The following is a 16,819-nucleotide window of genomic DNA, read 5'->3' on the forward strand; positions in this document are numbered from 1 at the left end:
CATGACTAGTCAGTCTGAAAAAATCCCTGTATCTGTCTTGATTCCTGCTAAAAACGAAGAATTAAACTTACCTAGTTGTTTAGAAAGCGTCAATAAAGCAGCTGAAGTTTTTGTGGTTGATTCTCAAAGCGACGATCGCACTCTTGAAATTGCCACAAGTTATGGAGCACAAGTAGTGCAATTTTATTTTAAGGGAGGTTGGCCCAAAAAGAAAAATTGGGCATTAGATAATCTCCCTTTTAACTATGAGTGGGTTTTAATCGTTGACTGTGACGAAAGAATCACTCCAGAATTGTGGTCAGAAATTGCTACAGTGATTCAACATACGGAGTACAACGGTTATTATCTCAATCGTAGGGTTTATTTTCTCGGTAAATGGATTCGTTATGGTGGGAAATATCCCGACTGGAATTTACGGTTATTTCGACACGAAAAAGGTCGTTACGAAAATTTACATACAGAAGATGTACCCAATACAGGAGATAACGAAGTTCATGAGCATATCCTGTTAACAGGAAAAGCAGGCTATCTGCAAAATGATATGTTGCACATAGATTTTAGAGATATCTATCAATGGTTAGAGCGTCATAACCGTTATTCCAACTGGGAAGCGAGAGTTTATTATAATTTGCTTCAGGGGGGAAAACAAGAAAACACCATCAAGGCTAATTTTCTAGGTAATCCTATACAAAGAAAACGTTTTCTCAAAAAAATTTGGATTTATTTACCCTTTAAACCCCTATTGCGATTTATTTGGTTTTACTGGATTCGTTTAGGTTTTCTCGATGGTAAAGCGGGTTATATTTACGCTCGTTTACTAAGTCAATATGAATATCAAATTCAAGTAAAACTCTATGAGCTACGCAAGTTTGGCGGTAAACTCAATTTACCAGACGAATCGAGAGCATGAAAACAGTAGATTTACGTAAATATGACCAATCGGGATTCGACAGAGGACGTCCAACTTGGTTTATTTTACTCTGGTGGTTAGTACAAAGTATTGGTTTTCCTTTGAGCTTACACAATTTTAACTGGTTTCGATGTGCACTGTTGCGTCTATTTGGCGCTAAAATTGGTGAACAAGTTATTATTCGTCCTACAGCTAGATTTACTTATCCTTGGAAAGTAACCATTGGTGATTATAGTTGGATTGGCGATAATGTCACCTTTTATAGTCTAGATAATATTGAGATTGGTTCTCATACGGTAATTTCCCAAAAATCTTATCTCTGTACTGGTAGTCATGATCTAGAAGATATACACTTTGGGTTGATTACTGCACCAATTATTGTTGGTAGTGGTGTTTGGATAGCTACAGACTGTTTTATAGCTCCTGGAGTAATCATTGGTAATAATACAGTGGTAGGAGCGCGTAGCAGTGTTTTTAATGATTTATCTGAAAATTTAGTCGCTTGGGGGAATCCCTGTCGTCCTCAATATCCGAGAAAGTTGACAAAAAATAAGCTCAACTCTCCAATTTTGTAAGTTATAATTATATTAATAACAGTAAAATAAAAACGTTCATCTCTAGATTAGAGACGGAAGTAAGGAGATAGCTCTCCCGAAGGAACGCGCCTCATTCAGTTTACTCTTAAATTTGAGGCAAAGGTTCTTCAATGATTAAACAAACACCAGAAAATCAACTTAACTCTGTCCAGCTACCCACCACCAACGTAATTAGTATTTACACTTATAAACGCGCTCTTGACCCTGTCGATGCTCAATTTGATTTTTCCTTATGGGCACAGGTGGTACGGGAGCGAATGTTAGCTGTCATTGAAAAAAAAGTTAGGTAAGCTAGGTTTATCATTATAGCAGATGAAGTCTCTCTTAGGTGGGAGGCTTTTCTTCTTTATATTTTCTTTATATTTATATAAAGTTAACCCTAATTTAACTAAAAATTTGTTAACCTATGACTAAATCAAGGTGAGGGGTAAATAATGGTCTTTATACGTGAAATTGCCGAAGCGGCTATAGCTACAGGAAGTCTAACCCTGGCTAACGAACAAAAACTAAGGCTAATGTTAAAGCAAAAATACGAGCAGGAAGATTTAGAAGCCTTCATGAGCTTACAACAAGCAGTCATCAGGGGTCAAGTTAAACAACAATCTCGTTATATAGCTTCTTAAATCTTAGAACGCTAGCTTAATGCTTATTGGTTATTATCACAAAAAAATGTATCAATGAGCACAATTATTTTAGAATCAAAAGACTTCCAGCAAAAACTCAAAAACCAAATATCTCTAGCTCAACAAACAGGAGCATTACAGTCTATTCCCACCGCTTATGAAATAATATCTAATGGTGGGATAGATTTTGTCGTTAGAATTGTTAAGAATTTAAGACGTAAACAAGAAGCACAACAAAAAGAAGCGCTCAAACCCAACTTTAACCCTTTTCTACCCTACGAAACAGATTTATTTGTGACAGATATTTCTGATACTCACTTATGTCTATTGAATAAATATAATGTCATAGATGAGCACTTATTGATTGTTACTCGTGAGTTTGAAGAACAAGAAAAATTGCTCAATTTCGCTGATTTCCTAGGACTTTGGGCAATTTTAGCCCATTTTGACGGGTTAGCCTTTTACAACGCTGGCAAAATAGCAGGAGCTTCTGTTAAACACAAACATTTACAATTGATTCCTTTAGAATTAGCTCCAGGAGTTCCTGGGATTCCTATTGAAGGAGTTATGAATAATGTCGAGTGGAAACAATCAATTGGAATAATTAAAGCTTTTCCCTTCAGTCATGTTTATACTAAATTGGAATATCAAGAATCCAAGACAATAGCAGAATTAGCTCAAATTAGTTTAAATAGCTATCAAAAATTATTAACCGCTTTGAATTTAACCGAGGGCGCACCCTATAATTTATTAATGCGAAGAGAATGGATGTTAATAATTCCGCGCTCTCAACCTGGTTATCAAGAGATTGGTATCAATTCTTTAGGTTTTGCAGGTGCAATGTTAGTGCGTCATCAAGAGGAATTAGATTTTGTTAAGGAATATCAACCCTTAAATATTCTTCGAGCAGTTGCAATTACTAAATAGATCAAAATAATGCTACAGATTACTAATTTAAACGTTTACTATGGTGAGAGTCATATTCTGCGAGATGTAGATATGAATATACCTACAGGGGAAATGGTGTGTTTAATTGGGCGTAATGGGGTTGGTAAAACAACTCTGATGAAAACGATTATGGGCTTACTCAAGCCTCGTACTGGTACAATTATTTACGACGATAAAGACTTATTGCGCTATTCTACAGATAAACGTGCACGCTTAGGTATTGGTTATGTTCCCCAGGGAAGGGAAATTATACCCCGTTTAACGGTAAAAGAAAATTTACTGTTGGGTTTAGAGAGTCTAGGAGACAGAGGGAATGGTAAATCAGAAATACCCGAAACGATTTACGAATTATTTCCCGTCTTAGAGACGATGTTATCTCGGATGGGAGGTGATTTAAGTGGAGGACAACAACAACAATTAGCGATCGCTCGTGCTTTAATGGGACAACCCCGTCTGTTATTATTAGATGAACCCACAGAAGGTATTCAACCCTCGATTATTTTAGAGATTGAAGCTGCAGTACGTAAAATTATCCAAGCTACAGGTATTTCAGTATTATTGGTAGAACAACATTTACACTTTGTCCGTCAAGCTGATAGATATTATGCTATGCAAAAAGGAGGTATTGTTGCTTCTGGTTTAACCGAGGATTTAAGTAAAGAAATTATTCAAGAATTCTTAGCGGTATAATCACAGATTGCTTGGGTTAAACCTGAAAGAGTATATTCTCGCGCTTCTATATCCACCCTTTGGAATAATTCTTGACAAGTTTGAGAAGTTTGTGGTCCTATAGAAGCAATAATCACCCCATCGAGACTAGACAAGGGAAGAGATGCTATTAATGTAGAGAAATTCTGTACGGTTTTAGAACTAGCAAAAGTAATGATATCTATTTCTCGGTTGAGTAAAGCAGTTTTGGTGATGTTATCTAGATTTTGAGGACATTGAGACTGATAAGCTGCAACTTCAGTAACCATAGCACCTTGTTTAGTAAATTCTCGTACAAGTATTTCTCTCCCTCCTGTTTCTACTCTAGGAAAAAGAATCTGTAGATTAGATAATCTCTCAGGAAAATTGGCTACTAAAGAATCAGCGATAAAATTAGGGGGAATAAAATCGGGTTTGAGATGATATTTAGTTAGACTACTAGCGGTTTTTTTGCCTACTACCGCTATTTTTAGTTTACTTAACCCGCGGATATCTCCTTTTAACTTAATTAAGCGTTGTAGAAAGTATTCAACCGCGTTAGCTGAGGTAAGAATTAGCCAATCAAAATCATCAAGAAAAGCGATCGCCCTATCTAAATCTTGCCAATCCGAGGGAGGGGTAATCTGTAGAGTTGGCATTTCTATGACCTTTGCTCCTTCATGTTGTAGCAATTGTGTAAATTCGCTCGCCTGTTCAGCAGCGCGGGTAACTAGGATAGTTTTACCCGTTAAAGGTAGAGATTGAGACATAAAACTATTTTGAATAACTTGACCAATAATTATTACTGCAGGTGAGAGAGACAAATTCTTGGTTTTTTCTACTATATCAGCTAAAGTCCCTCGCCAAATCTTCTGTTTATTAGTACCACAAGATTGGATAATAGCGATAGGTTCACTAGGCGATCGCCCTTCTTCTTCTAGTTTATTTATAATTACTTCTAGATTATGAGTCCCCATTAAAATCACTATAGTATCTATCTTAGCTAAACCAGACCAATCTAAAGCTGTGGGTTGATGTCCACTCACAACCACAAAATGACGACTCAAGAGAGGATCAGTCAAAGGGATACCCTCTAACAAAGGAGCAACTAAAGCAGAGGAAAGACCAGGAATAACTCGATAAGCACAATTAGTTTGGTTTAAAGCCTCAATTTCAGCGCGAGAACGCCCAAAAATAAACGGATCACCACTTTTTAATCTGACTACTTGTTTACCCTGATGACAATAAGCCACGAGTAACTGATTAATCTTAGTTTGAGGAGTACTTTTTTGTCCTCCCCGTTTACCCACATCTATTTTTAAACAGTCTTCGGGAACTATATTTAACAAATCAGAGTCTATTAAAGCATCATAAATTAGTACTTCTGCTCGTTGTAATACTTCTTGAGCTTGGAGAGTCAGCAAATCTTGATTACCAGGTCCACCACCTACTAAATATACTTTCCCCTTGTTGTTATCTTTAGCAAAACGACTCATAATGGAAATTAGAGGTACTTAAAAAGTCAGAGACTATGAATAACAATTCAAACGATATCAAATACCATCTTAACAACGTTGGGATGAGTTACCTACTCTGGTTAGCTTGTCTGTTTGGAGTAGCTGGATTACATCGATTTTATAATAAAAAGATTTTTACTGGTTTACTCTGGTTGTGTACCTGGGGATTTTTTGGTATAGGTCAATTTATTGACTTATTTGTCATGTCGGATATGGTAGATGAACATAACTTTAAAGTCTATCGCAAATATGGGTTATTAAATCCTGGTTCTGTTGGCGGATCTCAACTACCCCAAGTTACCCTTACTGTACCAGATAAAAAAGCTGAAAATATTAATAATCTATCTGACCAAGAATTAATGGTTATTCTGACTAAAGCTTCACAAAAAAAACAAGGTAAACTCTCTCTCACAGACGCGGTGATTGATACAGGGATAACTTTTGAAAAAGCCGAAGCTATTCTCTCAGAGATGGTTAAACGAGGTTATATATCTCTTACTAACCACCCTGTTACTGGAGTTTTAATCTATGATTTTCATGACGTAGCCTAAAGAAATAAATTGATATCCCTAGGATACAATTATGAAATTATTAGCCCAAAAATGAATTGAGGGTGACGCTCCATACACTTACGTTCGTAAAGTGTAGGCTTCAAGCGGAAATTATCCTTCTTGAACTTCCATCGTGGTACTCCTTCTTTCCCACTACAGCTTTTTATAGTGAGGTACACGTCCAGCTCCACTAGGAAAATAGTAACACACACTGGCGATTCATCCTACACTTGGAGCGATTATTTTTGTGTCGAAAACAAAGTGTGGGACGAGAAGCCCATATTAGCTAAATCTTCTCGAAAAATAAGGGGAATAGCTTAACTGACGGGAGTATCATAATGGCGAAAGAGCCTAATCCCGATTGATTTAGCCAACTTGAGCTAAATTCTTGAGCAAGATATCTAATTGTCGTTTATATAATTTGTTTGTAAGTATTGGCAAAAAGCCGAAGAATAGACTCATTGACGCAAAAAATAATACAAAAAATGGCTCAATAGAATTATCTGCTCTCAATGTCCGAAATAAAAACACACACATAACAATAAATGAGATAATTACCGTAAAACTCGCAAAAATCATCCCAAAATCAACCATTTTTTTTGTCTTAGACTCTAGAGTAATTGAACTATCCGTGACATAAATTTTAACATAAGCCAGCTCACTAAACTGTTTATTTTCTGAGGTAAAAGGATTATTAGCAAGAGCGACAATTCCATTTTCAGTTAATGAAGTAATAACAAAACTACTTTGTATTAAAATGGTTTGAGCGGTACCAATAACTGTTGATTTTTGACCATGAAAAGGAATAGTTTTTGTGTAAATCATAATCACATTATAGCAACATGGCATACAAAGGTTTTTTGTATTCTACAATATTTGATACTAAATTGCATTTTCTGGTAATCATAGGGAAAGTTTTTGACGAAAACCTTAGATAGCGCTACGCTCAAAGCAAGAAGAAAAAAAGAAGCGCTCATATAACGGAACTTCCCTTTTGACAAAAATAGAAATCTATGCTGTGTCTGAGTTTTAAGGGCGAACGCTAGCCATTTACATGGGTACAAAAGGGAGTAACTTTGAGTAAATCTATCACTTTCTGTTGTAAGTCAGTCAATTCTGTAATCTTCTCAAACATCAAAGATTGACCAATAGTGACTACCTCAATAGTATTTAAACAGATTGTGCCTAAATCATTAAGTAAAGTCCGAAAACTATGTACGGGCTCATCTAGTTCATTTTTTTTCGTTCTACTCTTTCTTTTAGTTTTAGAACTAGCTTGATATTTCAGCACTCGACTTTCATCAAGACTTAATTCTTCTGGTTCTTCTTCAAATAATAAACTTGTGAGCGATTGCCGCATATACCATTCTACATAATAAGATAGCATACACAAGAAAATGTGTGCTTTAACTCGATGATCACGATAATGATAAATTGGTCTAACTTTTAAATCTATGCTCTTCAATGAGCGAAATGCTTGTTCAACTTTTGCTAATTTTTTATAGGCTTTTACTGTCTCAATTGCGGACATATTTGCTGCTTTTACTGACGTTCTAATCATGTATAGTCCATCCATAACCTCGTCGGCTTTTTTGATTTCTTGTTTCAGGGAATAATGGAAACTGTTGTCTGTCATTTCTAACTCAAAGTATTTCCCTACTTTATATTTATTAATTACTTTACCTACTCTTAATCCGATTTTATCTTGACCAGATAAGGCTCTTTTTTCTCTTTGAGTTGCTGCTACTATTTTATCTAATTCAATAGCTGTAGCTTTGATTAATTCTTCCCTTTTATATTGGTTACTTGCTGCTAATAAGGGATTTTTACAGACTACTAATCTTTCTCCTGGATATTCATCTGATTCAATTTCGACTATGTTTCTTTCATCAAATAGTCCGAGCTGTATTTCTTGTCTTTCAACTAGTTGCTTGATTTGGCTTTTTCTTAATGTAGTTATCCAATCGATACTTTCACTGTTGCTTAATTCTTCTTTGATAACTAGATTAGTGAGCATTCCTTTGTCTCCTACCCACACTACTGAAGAGAGTCTAAATCTATCTCTAACTTTTTCAATTTGTTTTTTGACTGTACTAGCATCATTTGTATTTCCTGGAAACACTTCTACTGCAACAGGACATCCTTGACTGTTACAAATTAAGCCAAATACTATTTGAGTATATCCTCTTTTTTTGTCTCTGCTATATCCATATTTTCCTAAGTTACATGCCTCTCCTTCTAAATAAGTTGAGGTGAGGTCATATAAGACTAGTGAACCTTCTCTTAATTCTTTTGCTGCTAATTTCTCTTCTATTGCTTCTTGAGAGTCTCCCAACCAATCTAAGGCTTCATATAAATCATCTTCTGTTACTTTTTCTAAGTTCAGTATTTTGCCCAAACTACTGTTAGCCGTTTCTCTTCTTAACCCTCGACTCGTGGCTAGCTTGGATTTTGGGTCAATAATTCTGGCGGTAATTAGACTTTTTATAATGGCGTTTCTCTTGTTATTTTCGCTTTCTATTATTGGCTCTAATCCTATCTTTTTAATTGTTCCTAGTATTGCGGCAATATGACCATGTGGTAGACTTCTTTTAACCTTCAATACTGATTCAATATTATCTATAATTTTACCGCCTTTAAGAGCGGCTTTGAGATTGTCAATGACATCATCTGGTAGTTGAGAAAGATTGGCTATGGTTCTTTTGCAAATCTTATCTCCTTCGCGATATGATTCGCGAAGTAATATGGCTGGGGGAGAATTACGATTGGGAACTCTTTCTATATACATGTCTACAATTTTAACATTTTCCTTAAGTCAAAAATCTTAAGAAAATCTTAAATTTACATGGGTACAGTTCTCAGACATTATTAGGCTCAATTCTCTTCTAGAAGCTCTTTTCAGCTCTTTCTTGATTTTTTTTCAGGGGGAAGTTCCGTTAAAAATATATGCAAATAAGCTGCGGACGACAACACCACAGCAGGAATACGCTTGATACCTGTGACACCAGGTAAATGGCTTGAATGGCACTAAACCATCTCCTCTTCATCGGGAAAGAGACTGTTTGCATACTGCAAAGAAAATAAGAATTTTACTTAACTGGTATTTTTCTTACTGATTTACCATATTTAGTCCGGGAGAACCTAATAAATTAGCCTATTAAACTAATTCTATCTTTAATTTTTTTCCTAAAATAGATGTTGCCTTGATAATAGTTTGCAGATTAATAGAGGAGTTTTCAGGATCTAATAAACGATCTAAAGATGAACGGCTAGTATTCATTTTCTTTGCCATATCTGTTTTTGTCCATCCTTTTTTACTTATTTCTTGTTCAATTTGATAAGCAATTACCCTCTTAATAGCAACTGCTTCCACCTCTGTCAATAAACCTTCCTCTGCTAAAAAATCATCAAAATTACTACCTAAATGCTGATTATTCATAATTATTCATCCTTGTAACTTTTTCAATCTTGTTTGGGCTATTTCTAATTCTTGATGGGGTGTTTTTTGCGACTTTTTAATAAAACCATGTAGTAAAATCATTGATTGATCTTGAATGGTAAAGAAAAGGCAATTTTATTATTTAAATTAACTCTTACTTCCCATAAATCACTAGATATTTTTTTGACTAATGGCATTCCTACTGGATAGGAAAATTGTACTGTTTTAATTGCTTCCCCTATCAGTTTTTTTTCTTCTTGAGACAAACTTTTTAACCACTCTCTAACTGGTTCTCGTTTACTTTCGGAACGATAAAAAATAACTGTTAAAATTAAGTTTTGGTCATCCATGATGTTATTGTACCATATTTGGTACTTAATCATTCCGTAATAATATCAAGATTCCCTGACATTATTTTAGAGCGCGATCGACAGCTTAATCCATAAATTAAAAGATTCATTAAAAAAAACTTATCGTATTTCAAAGCTCTGTAATCGACTAATAGCAAAGGCTTTAGATTATACGTGGTAAATATACTTAGTTACTTCACACATCAAATATAATTGACAGCGCATTTTTGGAGTCGCTCTATCCGAGAAAATTTTTATTTAGCATCACCTTTGGTTACTTTTGAAGAAATAGTTAACGCTTGTAAAATAGCAGAAGCCCACGAATTTATCAACGATTTACCACAAAAATACGATGCGGTTTTAGGGGAATTTGGGGCAAATATATCAGGAGGTGAAAGACAACGCATTGCAGTGGCGAGGGCGATTGTCAATAATCCTCCTATTTTAATTTTAGATGAATCCACCGCCAGTTTAGATCCCATTAGTGAAGCTCAATTGCTAGATAAATTATTGAGCTATCGTCAAGATAAAACAACAATTTTAATCAGTCATCGCCCAACGGTAGTACAAAGAGCAGACTATATTATTTATTTGGAATCAGGGAAGATTAAACAACAGGGTAGTTTGGCAGAATTAAGCAAGATAGAGGGCAAACATTTAGATTTTTTAACCTGATGAACGGAGAGAGAGGGATTCGAACCCTCGACACCCTTGCGGGTGTAACGATTTTCGAGACCGTCGCATTCAACCGCTCTGCCATCTCTCCACTATGCTAGCTACCTTAGCTTAGCATAGTTTTTGTTTAAATTTCGTCCCAGCCTGTGACACCAGAGGACATAACGTAACTGGTAACACTAGATTCAAAAAAGTTAGCTTTGGTAAAGGCTTCTTTTTTAGTGTCAGAAAAGCGTTCTAGATGACTATAGGGACTCTTGGTGTACTTTTCTTCAGGATAGAGAGGATTTAAACCAATTGAGCGTAATCTGATATTAGCGAGATACTTAGTATATTGTTCTGTACTTTCTTCTGTGATACCAAGAATATTATTACCCACAATGTGGTTAGTCCAGCGACACTCATGTTTAACCGCTAAATCAAACATTTCGTAAATTTGTTCCCGAGAGTGAGTAAAAGTATTCATCGCTTCGGGGATAATGCGCTGATAGAGTCTGACGTGACTTAATTCGTCTCTGTTGATCATCTTGAAGATATCAGCTGAACCTGGCATCAACATCCGTGAGGCTAAATTATAAAAATAAATAAACCCGTTATAAAAATATAACCCTTCGAGCAAATAATCAGCTAACAAAGAAATGAAGTAATTTTCAGCACTAGGGTTATCCACGTATTGTTGATACAATTTAGCGATGAATTCACAGCGATCGGCTAAAACTTTGTCTTGACGCCAAAAATCATAGACATCACTTCTTCTCTCACTAGGAATAATCGTCTCAATAATATATTGGTAAGACTGATTGTGCATCCCTTCTTGAGAAAGCTGTTCAGCCATACACAGACTGATTTCAGGTGCTGTTATACTATTTTTAAGGTGAGGTATATTGCAGGTTTGGACAGAATCCAAAAAAGTTAGATAAGACAAAATCCCATCGTAGGCGTATCTCTCTTCAGGAGTAAGATTAGTATAATCAGTCACATCCTGGGTAATATCCAGTTTTTGTGGTATCCAAAAATTCTCACGCATTTGTTGATACAAACCGATCGCCCAGGTGTATCTAACATCGTTTAATTGCATTAAATTAGTGGTATTACCGAACCAAATCGAACGATTTTCAATTGCGTCATCCCCTTCTGGATTAAAGATAGGGTTGATGTGCATGGATTTGGTTTTGTCAAGAGTATAGCTCATCAAGTTTAAATTAAATGTAAGGACATTTATATCAAGATAGCAATTTCAAAAATGAAACAAGAACAATCTTTACGCATAATATCTTGATTACCTAGTGCTACATAAATTCTGGCAGCTTTAAATCTAACCTCAATGATCTTACCTATAAATATCGCGTCGGTGTCCAAGAGCAAGGACAACTACTTTTTTGTCTTGATCATTGATCTTATAGATAACCCGATAAACTCCTATCCGAATACGCCAACCTTCTCGTCCTGTTAATTTCAAACATCCTGAAGGTCTGGGGTTTTCGGCGAGTGCCCGAATAGCATCCCGAACTTTTTGATAATCTTCATTCGGGAGAACGCTTAAAGCTTTAGCCGCAGCTTTTTTAATAGTAATATCGTAATTTATGGACGACAATTTTCAATTTCAGCCACTGCTAGCTCAAAAGAAATTTCCTCATCATCTGATGAAACAGCCTGATCATAGGCTCGGATGGCTTCTAGTTCTTCTGATTCTTCTAAGAGTTTTTGATATTCTTCTATATCCAAAAGAATACCTATTCGATTACCTTGTCTATCCGTAATGTACTTTTCTGTTAACTCCATTTTATCATCTGTTTTTTCATTGATTCTTGTCTTGATTGTAACCTAATTATACTGTTGTTGAAGAGTGCAATCCCTTCTTGAGACAACTGTTCAGCGATACAGAGACTAATTTCTCCAAACCGATCGCCCAGGTGTATCTAAGATAGATGTAGTTTTGTCAAGAGTATAGCTCATCAAGTTTAGATAAAATGTAAGGACATTTAGATCAAGATAGCAATTTCAAAAATGAAACAAGAACAATCTTTACGCATAATATCTTTATTACCTAGTGCTACAGAAATTTTGGCAGCCTTAAATCTAACCTCCGCGATGGTGGGACGTAGTCACGAGTGCGATTATCCACCCGAAATTATCGATTTACCGATTTGTACAGGCGCAAAACTCAGTACTAATCAATCTAGTGCTGAAATTGATACAGAAGTCCAAAAATTGTTACAAACAGCTTTAAGTATTTATGAAATCAATATTGAGGTTATTAAACAGTTAAAACCTACTCATATTGTTACTCAGGATCAATGCGATGTTTGTGCGGTTACTTTTGCTGATGTTACTAAAGCAGTAGCTACTTTAGCTGAACCTCAACCCGAAATTATCTCTCTACAACCTCATACCCTTGCTGATGTGTGGGGAGATATTACCCGTGTTGGCACAAAATTAGGTATTGACCCCCAACCTACCTTAAGTAAAATACAACAACGAGTAGAAGAATATCAACAACATAGCCAACGGTTATTAGCAAAACCACGAGTAGCAACCTTAGAATGGCTAGATCCACTGATGGGAAGTGGTAATTGGATACCCGAACTAGTAGAATTAGCAGGAGGAGAGGATATATTCGGTACAAAAGGTAAACCATCGGTGTATTTATCTTGGCAAGACTTACTAACAGCAGATCCTGATGTGATTATTGTCATGTGTTGCGGGTTTGATTTGCAGAGAACAAAAGCAGAAATAACCGCAATCATGGATATTAACCCTAATTGGCAAAAATTACGTGCAGTTAACAGCGATCGCTTGTATATAACCGATGGTAATGCTTATTTCAATCGTCCTGGACCTCGTTTAGTAGAATCGATAGAAATTCTCGCAGAAATACTCCATCCCGATTGGTTTAAGCTAAAACATCGAGAAATAGCCTGGAAACGGTTAAATTAATATTTTTTTAAGGATTTGTAAGTTAAAATACATTGCAATTTGGTTACTCCTGATGCTGAATACGCTAATCTCAAAAGTAAGGGGAAATGATCAATACAATGTTTCCCCAATAGATAACTAAAATCGGCAACTGAACTAAGTAAAGATTTTAGTGAGACTATATTAGGAGTATAGTATGAAAGAAAAAATGGCGATTAATAGCGTTCGTAATGTCGCCCTGGTAGGTCCTTATTCCAGCGGTAAAACTAGTTTACTAGAGAGTTTACTGTTTGTAACGGGAAAAATTAACCGCAAAGGAAGCATTAAAGAAGGAAATACAGTAGGAGATAGTAGTCCTGAAGCTAGAGAACACCAAATGAGTGTAGAGATTTCTTTAGCTAAAACAGAGTATCAAGACATAGATTTACAATTCATAGATTGTCCAGGATCTGTAGAATTTTTGCAAGAAACTTATAACGCTTTAATAGGTGTTGGCGCAGCAGTAGTAGTTTGTGAACCAGTAGTGGAAAAGGTTTTAACCCTTGCACCTTTGTTTAAGTTTCTAGACGATTGGGAAATACCTCACATCGTTTTTATCAATAAGATAGATCGCGCCAACAACCACTATCAAGAAATTTTACAAGCACTCAAAGAAGTATCAAGTCGTCCTCTAGTACCGCTACAATACCCAATTCATCAAGGACGAGATTTAGTAGGTTATATAGACTTAGTTACCGAACAAGCTTATCACTATCATCCAGGAAGTTTAGCTGATCGGGTTTCTTTACCAGAAGAGTTAAGAGCCGAAGAAAAACAAGCTCACGCCCAGATGTTGGAAACTATAGCAGATTTTGATGATCATCTCCTCGAAGAATTGTTAGAAGATATCGAGCCACCTCAACAAGAAGTTAGAGAAGATCTCAAGAAAGAATTAGGCGCAGATCAGATTGTACCTGTTTGTTTTGGTATGGCTGAACAAGATTATGGGGTTCGTCCTCTCTTAGATATTTTGGTCAAAGAAGCTCCCGAACCTGAATTAAGTGCAGCTCGTCGAGGACTGAAAAATCAAAGTAACGATACCATCATTCAAGTTCTTAAAACCTATTATAATCCCCAAGGTGGCAGATTATCGGTAGTGAGAGTGTGGCAAGGAGAACTAACCGAAGGAATGGTGTTAAATGAGCTTCGGGTTGGTAATCTCTATCAATTGCTAGGACAACAAACACAAGGTGTAATCACCGCTCAAACTGGGGAAATAGTCGCGGTTAGTCGCTTAGAAGGAGTGAAAACAGGGGATATTCTTAGTAATGGTACGGTGAAACCGAAAAAGTTGACTAAGTTGGAACAACTTAAACCCGTTTATGCTTTGGCGATCGTCGCAGAAAATCGTAAAGATGAAGTAAAACTCAGTGCAGCTATAACTAAATTAGTAGAAGAAGATCCTAGCTTAGATTGGGAACAACATGGAGATACTCACGAAGTGATACTCTGGGGACAAGGTGAAATCCATCTAAGGGTAGCTTTAGAACGTCTCAAACGTAAGTATAATCTACCTATGCAAACCCATTTACCCCAAATTCCCTATAAAGAAACTATCCGTCAAGGTAAAAGCGTCCACGGACGTTATAAACATCAAAGCGGTGGTCATGGTGCTTTTGGTGATGTGTATCTCGATATTAAACCTCTCTCTCGTGGTCAAGGTTTTAATTTCCAGGAAACCATCGTCGGTGGAGTTGTACCTAAACAGTATATACCTGGAGTAGAAATGGGTGTCAGAGAATACCTGCAACAAGGACCTCTGGGGTTTCCTGTGGTGGATGTAGATGTAACCCTAACTAATGGTTCTTATCACTCGGTAGATAGTTCTGAACAAGCCTTTAAACAAGCAGCGAGAATCGCTATGAGTGAGGGATTGCCAAGTTGTGAGCCGATTTTACTCGAACCGATTCTAACTGTAACTATTTCTGCTCCTAGTGAGTTTACCTCTAAAGTCTTGCAGTTAATTACCACTAGAAGAGGACAAATTCTCGGGTTTGAACCTGTTGCTAATTGGAAAGGTTGGGATCAGGTGACAGGTTATTTACCCCAAGCAGAAATGCAAAATCTGATCATTGAATTGCGCTCTCTGACTCTAGGGGTTGGCTTCTTCCACTGGGAATATGATCATCTTCAAGAAGTACCAGAGAAAATAACTGCTAATGTGTTAGCTAGTAATGGTCATTAAATTATGAATCAAACAGTAGCAGAGGTAATGACAAGAGATCCTATCACCGTTACCAGAGAAACTTCTCTGACAGAGGCGATTAAAATTATCGCCGAAAAACGGATTAGTGGTTTACCAGTTGTCGATGATAATGGTAAATTGGTAGGGGTGATTTCAGAAACGGATTTAATGTGGAAGGAAACGGGTATAGAGCCTCCACCCTACGTGATGTTCCTTGATAGTGTTATCTATCTAGAAAATCCCGCACGTTATGAAAAAGAGGTTCACAAAGCCCTTGGACAAACCGTAGGAGAGGTAATGACGGCTAAAGCGATTAGCATCGATCCTCAATCTTCTGTTAAGGATGCGGCTCGCTTAATGCACGATAAACACGTACGTAGATTACCTGTAGTTAATGAAGCGGCTCAGGTAGTCGGAATAATTACCAGAGGTGATATCGTTCGGAGCATGGCAGGTTTATAATGAGCATTACTCCAGAATCAGTTCAACAGTTAATTAATTCGGAAAATTTCGGCGATCGCATCAAAGGAATTAATCAATTACGTCACCTAAATGATCCAGATAGGAGTTTTCAAATACTTGAACCTCTGTTAAATGACGAAAACACAAGGATACGTTATGCAGCGGTTAGCCAATTGGATACATTGGGTCAAAGTGATCTCAGCAAAACTCTAGAACTATTGCGCGATCGCCTCTATAATGACTCTGAAGTTGATGTACAAGCAGCAGCAGCAGATGTGATCGGAGGGTTAAAATTAACCGAAGCTTTTGCCGATTTGGAAAAGGTTTACTACTCCACCTCTGAATGGCTTATTCAAATGAGTATTATCGCTAGTTTGGGAGAATTTGGCGATCCTCGGGGTTTTGCACTCCTAACAGATGCTCTCAACTCTGATAATCCTTTGGTGAAAACCGCAGCTGTCAGTTCACTAGGTGAGTTAAAAGATCCTCAAGCAATACCTTTGTTATTACCTCTAGCTCAAGATCCTGATTGGCAAATTCGCTACCGTTTAGTACAAGCTATCTCGAATTTGGGCATCACCCCAGAATCTCGTTCTATCTTAGAACATTTAGCACAGGATTCGGTAGAAGCGATCGCTTCTTCTGCGCAGGAACTTTTAGGATAAAATAGTTAGGGACGTTGTTTATCGGCGTCCTTATCTTCCTAATTCTTGTCTTAAGTTCTCTAGATTAGTCCTCGCTAGGGGATGATTGGGGTTTAATCTAATCGCTTGTTCATAATCGGCGATCGCTTTTTGATAGTCTCTTAAATTATAGTAAGCAACCCCCCGATTATTATAGGTATCAGCATAGTTCGGATTTAGTTGTATCCCTTTGCTATAATCAACAACAGCATCATAAAACATCTGTAAACTAGCATAA

The 16,819-nt window shown here is 36.7% G+C and carries 20 protein-coding genes, 1 tRNA gene and 1 pseudogene; 12 read left to right on the plus strand and 10 right to left on the minus strand.

All coding sequences use genetic code 11. The annotated features are described in order from the left end of the window. Position 1: 1 nt before the first annotated feature. The 6 genes from EA365_09265 to urtE all read left to right on the plus strand — a co-directional run bounded on the left by EA365_09265 (position 2) and on the right by urtE (position 3,767). A complete protein-coding gene (locus EA365_09265; GenBank protein ID TVQ44843.1) occupies positions 2-910 on the plus strand; it encodes a glycosyltransferase family 2 protein in 909 nt (302 codons plus the stop codon). Then, on the plus strand, positions 907-1,485 hold the full coding sequence (wcaF, locus tag EA365_09270) for a colanic acid biosynthesis acetyltransferase WcaF (GenBank protein ID TVQ44844.1): 579 nt from the start codon (positions 907-909) through the stop codon (positions 1,483-1,485). Before EA365_09265 ends, wcaF begins: the two co-directional genes overlap by 4 nt. 131 nt (positions 1,486-1,616) lie before the next feature. Next, entirely contained in the window at positions 1,617-1,796 is a 180-nt protein-coding gene (locus EA365_09275) for a hypothetical protein (protein TVQ44845.1), read from the plus strand. 144 nt (positions 1,797-1,940) lie between these two features. Then, positions 1,941-2,129, plus strand: a complete 189-nt coding sequence (locus tag EA365_09280; protein TVQ44846.1) for a hypothetical protein — start codon at positions 1,941-1,943, stop codon at positions 2,127-2,129. 54 nt (positions 2,130-2,183) lie between these two features. Next, positions 2,184-3,056 carry a phosphorylase gene (locus tag EA365_09285; protein ID TVQ44847.1) on the plus strand — a complete coding sequence of 291 codons (873 nt, stop codon included), beginning with the start codon at positions 2,184-2,186 and terminating at the stop codon, positions 3,054-3,056. Positions 3,057-3,065: 9 nt separating this feature from the next. After that, the gene (gene urtE, locus EA365_09290; GenBank protein TVQ44848.1) at positions 3,066-3,767 is read left to right on the plus strand and encodes an urea ABC transporter ATP-binding subunit UrtE; all 702 of its coding nucleotides are present in this window, start codon (positions 3,066-3,068) and stop codon (positions 3,765-3,767) included. On the opposite strand, the gene cobA is transcribed toward urtE, so the two are convergent. Beyond that, on the minus strand, positions 3,746-5,260 hold the full coding sequence (gene cobA, locus EA365_09295; protein TVQ44849.1) for a uroporphyrinogen-III C-methyltransferase: 1,515 nt from the start codon (positions 5,258-5,260) through the stop codon (positions 3,746-3,748). The genes urtE and cobA overlap by 22 nt on opposite strands. 35 nt (positions 5,261-5,295) lie before the next feature. On the opposite strand from cobA, the gene EA365_09300 reads away from it, so the two are divergent. Further along, positions 5,296-5,832, plus strand: a complete 537-nt coding sequence (locus tag EA365_09300) for a TM2 domain-containing protein (GenBank protein TVQ44850.1) — start codon at positions 5,296-5,298, stop codon at positions 5,830-5,832. Positions 5,833-6,198: 366 nt separating this feature from the next. Here the strand turns inward: EA365_09300 and EA365_09305 are convergent, their stop codons facing one another. The 4 genes and pseudogenes from EA365_09305 to EA365_09320 all read right to left on the minus strand — a co-directional run bounded on the left by EA365_09305 (position 6,199) and on the right by EA365_09320 (position 9,621). Then, positions 6,199-6,657 carry a hypothetical protein gene (locus EA365_09305; protein TVQ44851.1) on the minus strand — a complete coding sequence of 153 codons (459 nt, stop codon included), beginning with the start codon at positions 6,655-6,657 and terminating at the stop codon, positions 6,199-6,201. 217 nt (positions 6,658-6,874) lie between these two features. Beyond that, the gene (locus EA365_09310; GenBank protein TVQ44852.1) at positions 6,875-8,620 is read right to left on the minus strand and encodes an IS1634 family transposase; all 1,746 of its coding nucleotides are present in this window, start codon (positions 8,618-8,620) and stop codon (positions 6,875-6,877) included. Between the two features lie 369 nt (positions 8,621-8,989). Continuing rightward, a complete protein-coding gene (locus EA365_09315) occupies positions 8,990-9,271 on the minus strand; it encodes a Fis family transcriptional regulator (protein TVQ44853.1) in 282 nt (93 codons plus the stop codon). Positions 9,272-9,277: 6 nt separating this feature from the next. Continuing rightward, a pseudogene (locus EA365_09320) lies at positions 9,278-9,621 on the minus strand (type II toxin-antitoxin system RelE/ParE family toxin). A gap of 213 nt (positions 9,622-9,834) precedes the next feature. Between EA365_09320 and EA365_09325 the strand changes: the two are divergent. Beyond that, on the plus strand, positions 9,835-10,296 hold the full coding sequence (locus EA365_09325; GenBank protein ID TVQ44854.1) for an ATP-binding cassette domain-containing protein: 462 nt from the start codon (positions 9,835-9,837) through the stop codon (positions 10,294-10,296). Between the two features lie 4 nt (positions 10,297-10,300). Here EA365_09325 and EA365_09330 read toward each other — a convergent pair. From EA365_09330 to EA365_09345, 4 genes are all read right to left on the minus strand, one after another. Beyond that, positions 10,301-10,387: transfer RNA gene (locus EA365_09330), tRNA-Ser, on the minus strand. A 36-nt stretch (positions 10,388-10,423) separates the two neighbouring features. Next, positions 10,424-11,458, minus strand: coding sequence for a ribonucleotide-diphosphate reductase subunit beta (locus EA365_09335; protein ID TVQ44855.1), 1,035 nt, complete (start codon positions 11,456-11,458; stop codon positions 10,424-10,426). A 168-nt stretch (positions 11,459-11,626) separates the two neighbouring features. After that, on the minus strand, positions 11,627-11,881 hold the full coding sequence (locus EA365_09340) for a type II toxin-antitoxin system RelE/ParE family toxin (GenBank protein ID TVQ44864.1): 255 nt from the start codon (positions 11,879-11,881) through the stop codon (positions 11,627-11,629). Then, complete coding sequence (locus EA365_09345; GenBank protein TVQ44856.1) at positions 11,878-12,078, minus strand: hypothetical protein; 201 nt, start codon at positions 12,076-12,078, stop codon at positions 11,878-11,880. The genes EA365_09340 and EA365_09345 overlap by 4 nt, the downstream gene beginning before the upstream one ends. Positions 12,079-12,303: 225 nt before the next feature. Here EA365_09345 and EA365_09350 point away from each other — a divergent pair, with 225 nt between their 5' ends. The 4 genes from EA365_09350 to EA365_09365 all read left to right on the plus strand — a co-directional run bounded on the left by EA365_09350 (position 12,304) and on the right by EA365_09365 (position 16,563). Continuing rightward, positions 12,304-13,233 carry a cobalamin-binding protein gene (locus EA365_09350; GenBank protein ID TVQ44857.1) on the plus strand — a complete coding sequence of 310 codons (930 nt, stop codon included), beginning with the start codon at positions 12,304-12,306 and terminating at the stop codon, positions 13,231-13,233. A gap of 175 nt (positions 13,234-13,408) precedes the next feature. Beyond that, the gene (locus tag EA365_09355; protein TVQ44858.1) at positions 13,409-15,436 is read left to right on the plus strand and encodes an elongation factor G; all 2,028 of its coding nucleotides are present in this window, start codon (positions 13,409-13,411) and stop codon (positions 15,434-15,436) included. Positions 15,437-15,439: 3 nt separating this feature from the next. Then, the gene (locus EA365_09360) at positions 15,440-15,898 is read left to right on the plus strand and encodes a CBS domain-containing protein (protein ID TVQ44859.1); all 459 of its coding nucleotides are present in this window, start codon (positions 15,440-15,442) and stop codon (positions 15,896-15,898) included. Next, positions 15,898-16,563: a HEAT repeat domain-containing protein gene (locus EA365_09365; GenBank protein ID TVQ44860.1), complete on the plus strand. Its 666-nt coding sequence runs from the start codon at positions 15,898-15,900 to the stop codon at positions 16,561-16,563. The genes EA365_09360 and EA365_09365 overlap by 1 nt, the downstream gene beginning before the upstream one ends. Before the next feature lie 30 nt (positions 16,564-16,593). On the opposite strand, the gene EA365_09370 is transcribed toward EA365_09365, so the two are convergent. Beyond that, a partial coding sequence (locus tag EA365_09370; protein ID TVQ44865.1) for a tetratricopeptide repeat protein occupies positions 16,594-16,819 on the minus strand: 226 nt, incomplete at its 5' end.

The sequence above is a fragment of the Gloeocapsa sp. DLM2.Bin57 genome (assembly GCA_007693955.1).
Lineage (GTDB): Bacteria > Cyanobacteriota > Cyanobacteriia > Cyanobacteriales > Gloeocapsaceae > Gloeocapsa.

Excerpts from the sequence above, each read along its gene's own strand:
- EA365_09360 (TVQ44859.1), top strand. The coding sequence starts at position 15,440 with ATGAATCAAACAGTAGCAGAGGTAATGACAAGAGATCCTATCACCGTT.
- EA365_09310 (TVQ44852.1), bottom strand. The coding sequence starts at position 8,620 with ATGTATATAGAAAGAGTTCCCAATCGTAATTCTCCCCCAGCCATATTA.
- EA365_09345 (TVQ44856.1), bottom strand. The coding sequence starts at position 12,078 with ATGGAGTTAACAGAAAAGTACATTACGGATAGACAAGGTAATCGAATA.
- EA365_09365 (TVQ44860.1), top strand. The coding sequence starts at position 15,898 with ATGAGCATTACTCCAGAATCAGTTCAACAGTTAATTAATTCGGAAAAT.
- cobA (TVQ44849.1), bottom strand. The coding sequence starts at position 5,260 with ATGAGTCGTTTTGCTAAAGATAACAACAAGGGGAAAGTATATTTAGTA.
- EA365_09355 (TVQ44858.1), top strand. The coding sequence starts at position 13,409 with ATGAAAGAAAAAATGGCGATTAATAGCGTTCGTAATGTCGCCCTGGTA.
- EA365_09335 (TVQ44855.1), bottom strand. The coding sequence starts at position 11,458 with ATGCACATCAACCCTATCTTTAATCCAGAAGGGGATGACGCAATTGAA.
- EA365_09280 (TVQ44846.1), top strand. The coding sequence starts at position 1,941 with ATGGTCTTTATACGTGAAATTGCCGAAGCGGCTATAGCTACAGGAAGT.
- urtE (TVQ44848.1), top strand. The coding sequence starts at position 3,066 with ATGCTACAGATTACTAATTTAAACGTTTACTATGGTGAGAGTCATATT.
- EA365_09300 (TVQ44850.1), top strand. The coding sequence starts at position 5,296 with ATGAATAACAATTCAAACGATATCAAATACCATCTTAACAACGTTGGG.
- EA365_09285 (TVQ44847.1), top strand. The coding sequence starts at position 2,184 with ATGAGCACAATTATTTTAGAATCAAAAGACTTCCAGCAAAAACTCAAA.
- wcaF (TVQ44844.1), top strand. The coding sequence starts at position 907 with ATGAAAACAGTAGATTTACGTAAATATGACCAATCGGGATTCGACAGA.
- EA365_09315 (TVQ44853.1), bottom strand. The coding sequence starts at position 9,271 with ATGAATAATCAGCATTTAGGTAGTAATTTTGATGATTTTTTAGCAGAG.
- EA365_09305 (TVQ44851.1), bottom strand. The coding sequence starts at position 6,657 with ATGATTTACACAAAAACTATTCCTTTTCATGGTCAAAAATCAACAGTT.
- EA365_09265 (TVQ44843.1), top strand. The coding sequence starts at position 2 with ATGACTAGTCAGTCTGAAAAAATCCCTGTATCTGTCTTGATTCCTGCT.
- EA365_09275 (TVQ44845.1), top strand. The coding sequence starts at position 1,617 with ATGATTAAACAAACACCAGAAAATCAACTTAACTCTGTCCAGCTACCC.
- EA365_09350 (TVQ44857.1), top strand. The coding sequence starts at position 12,304 with ATGAAACAAGAACAATCTTTACGCATAATATCTTTATTACCTAGTGCT.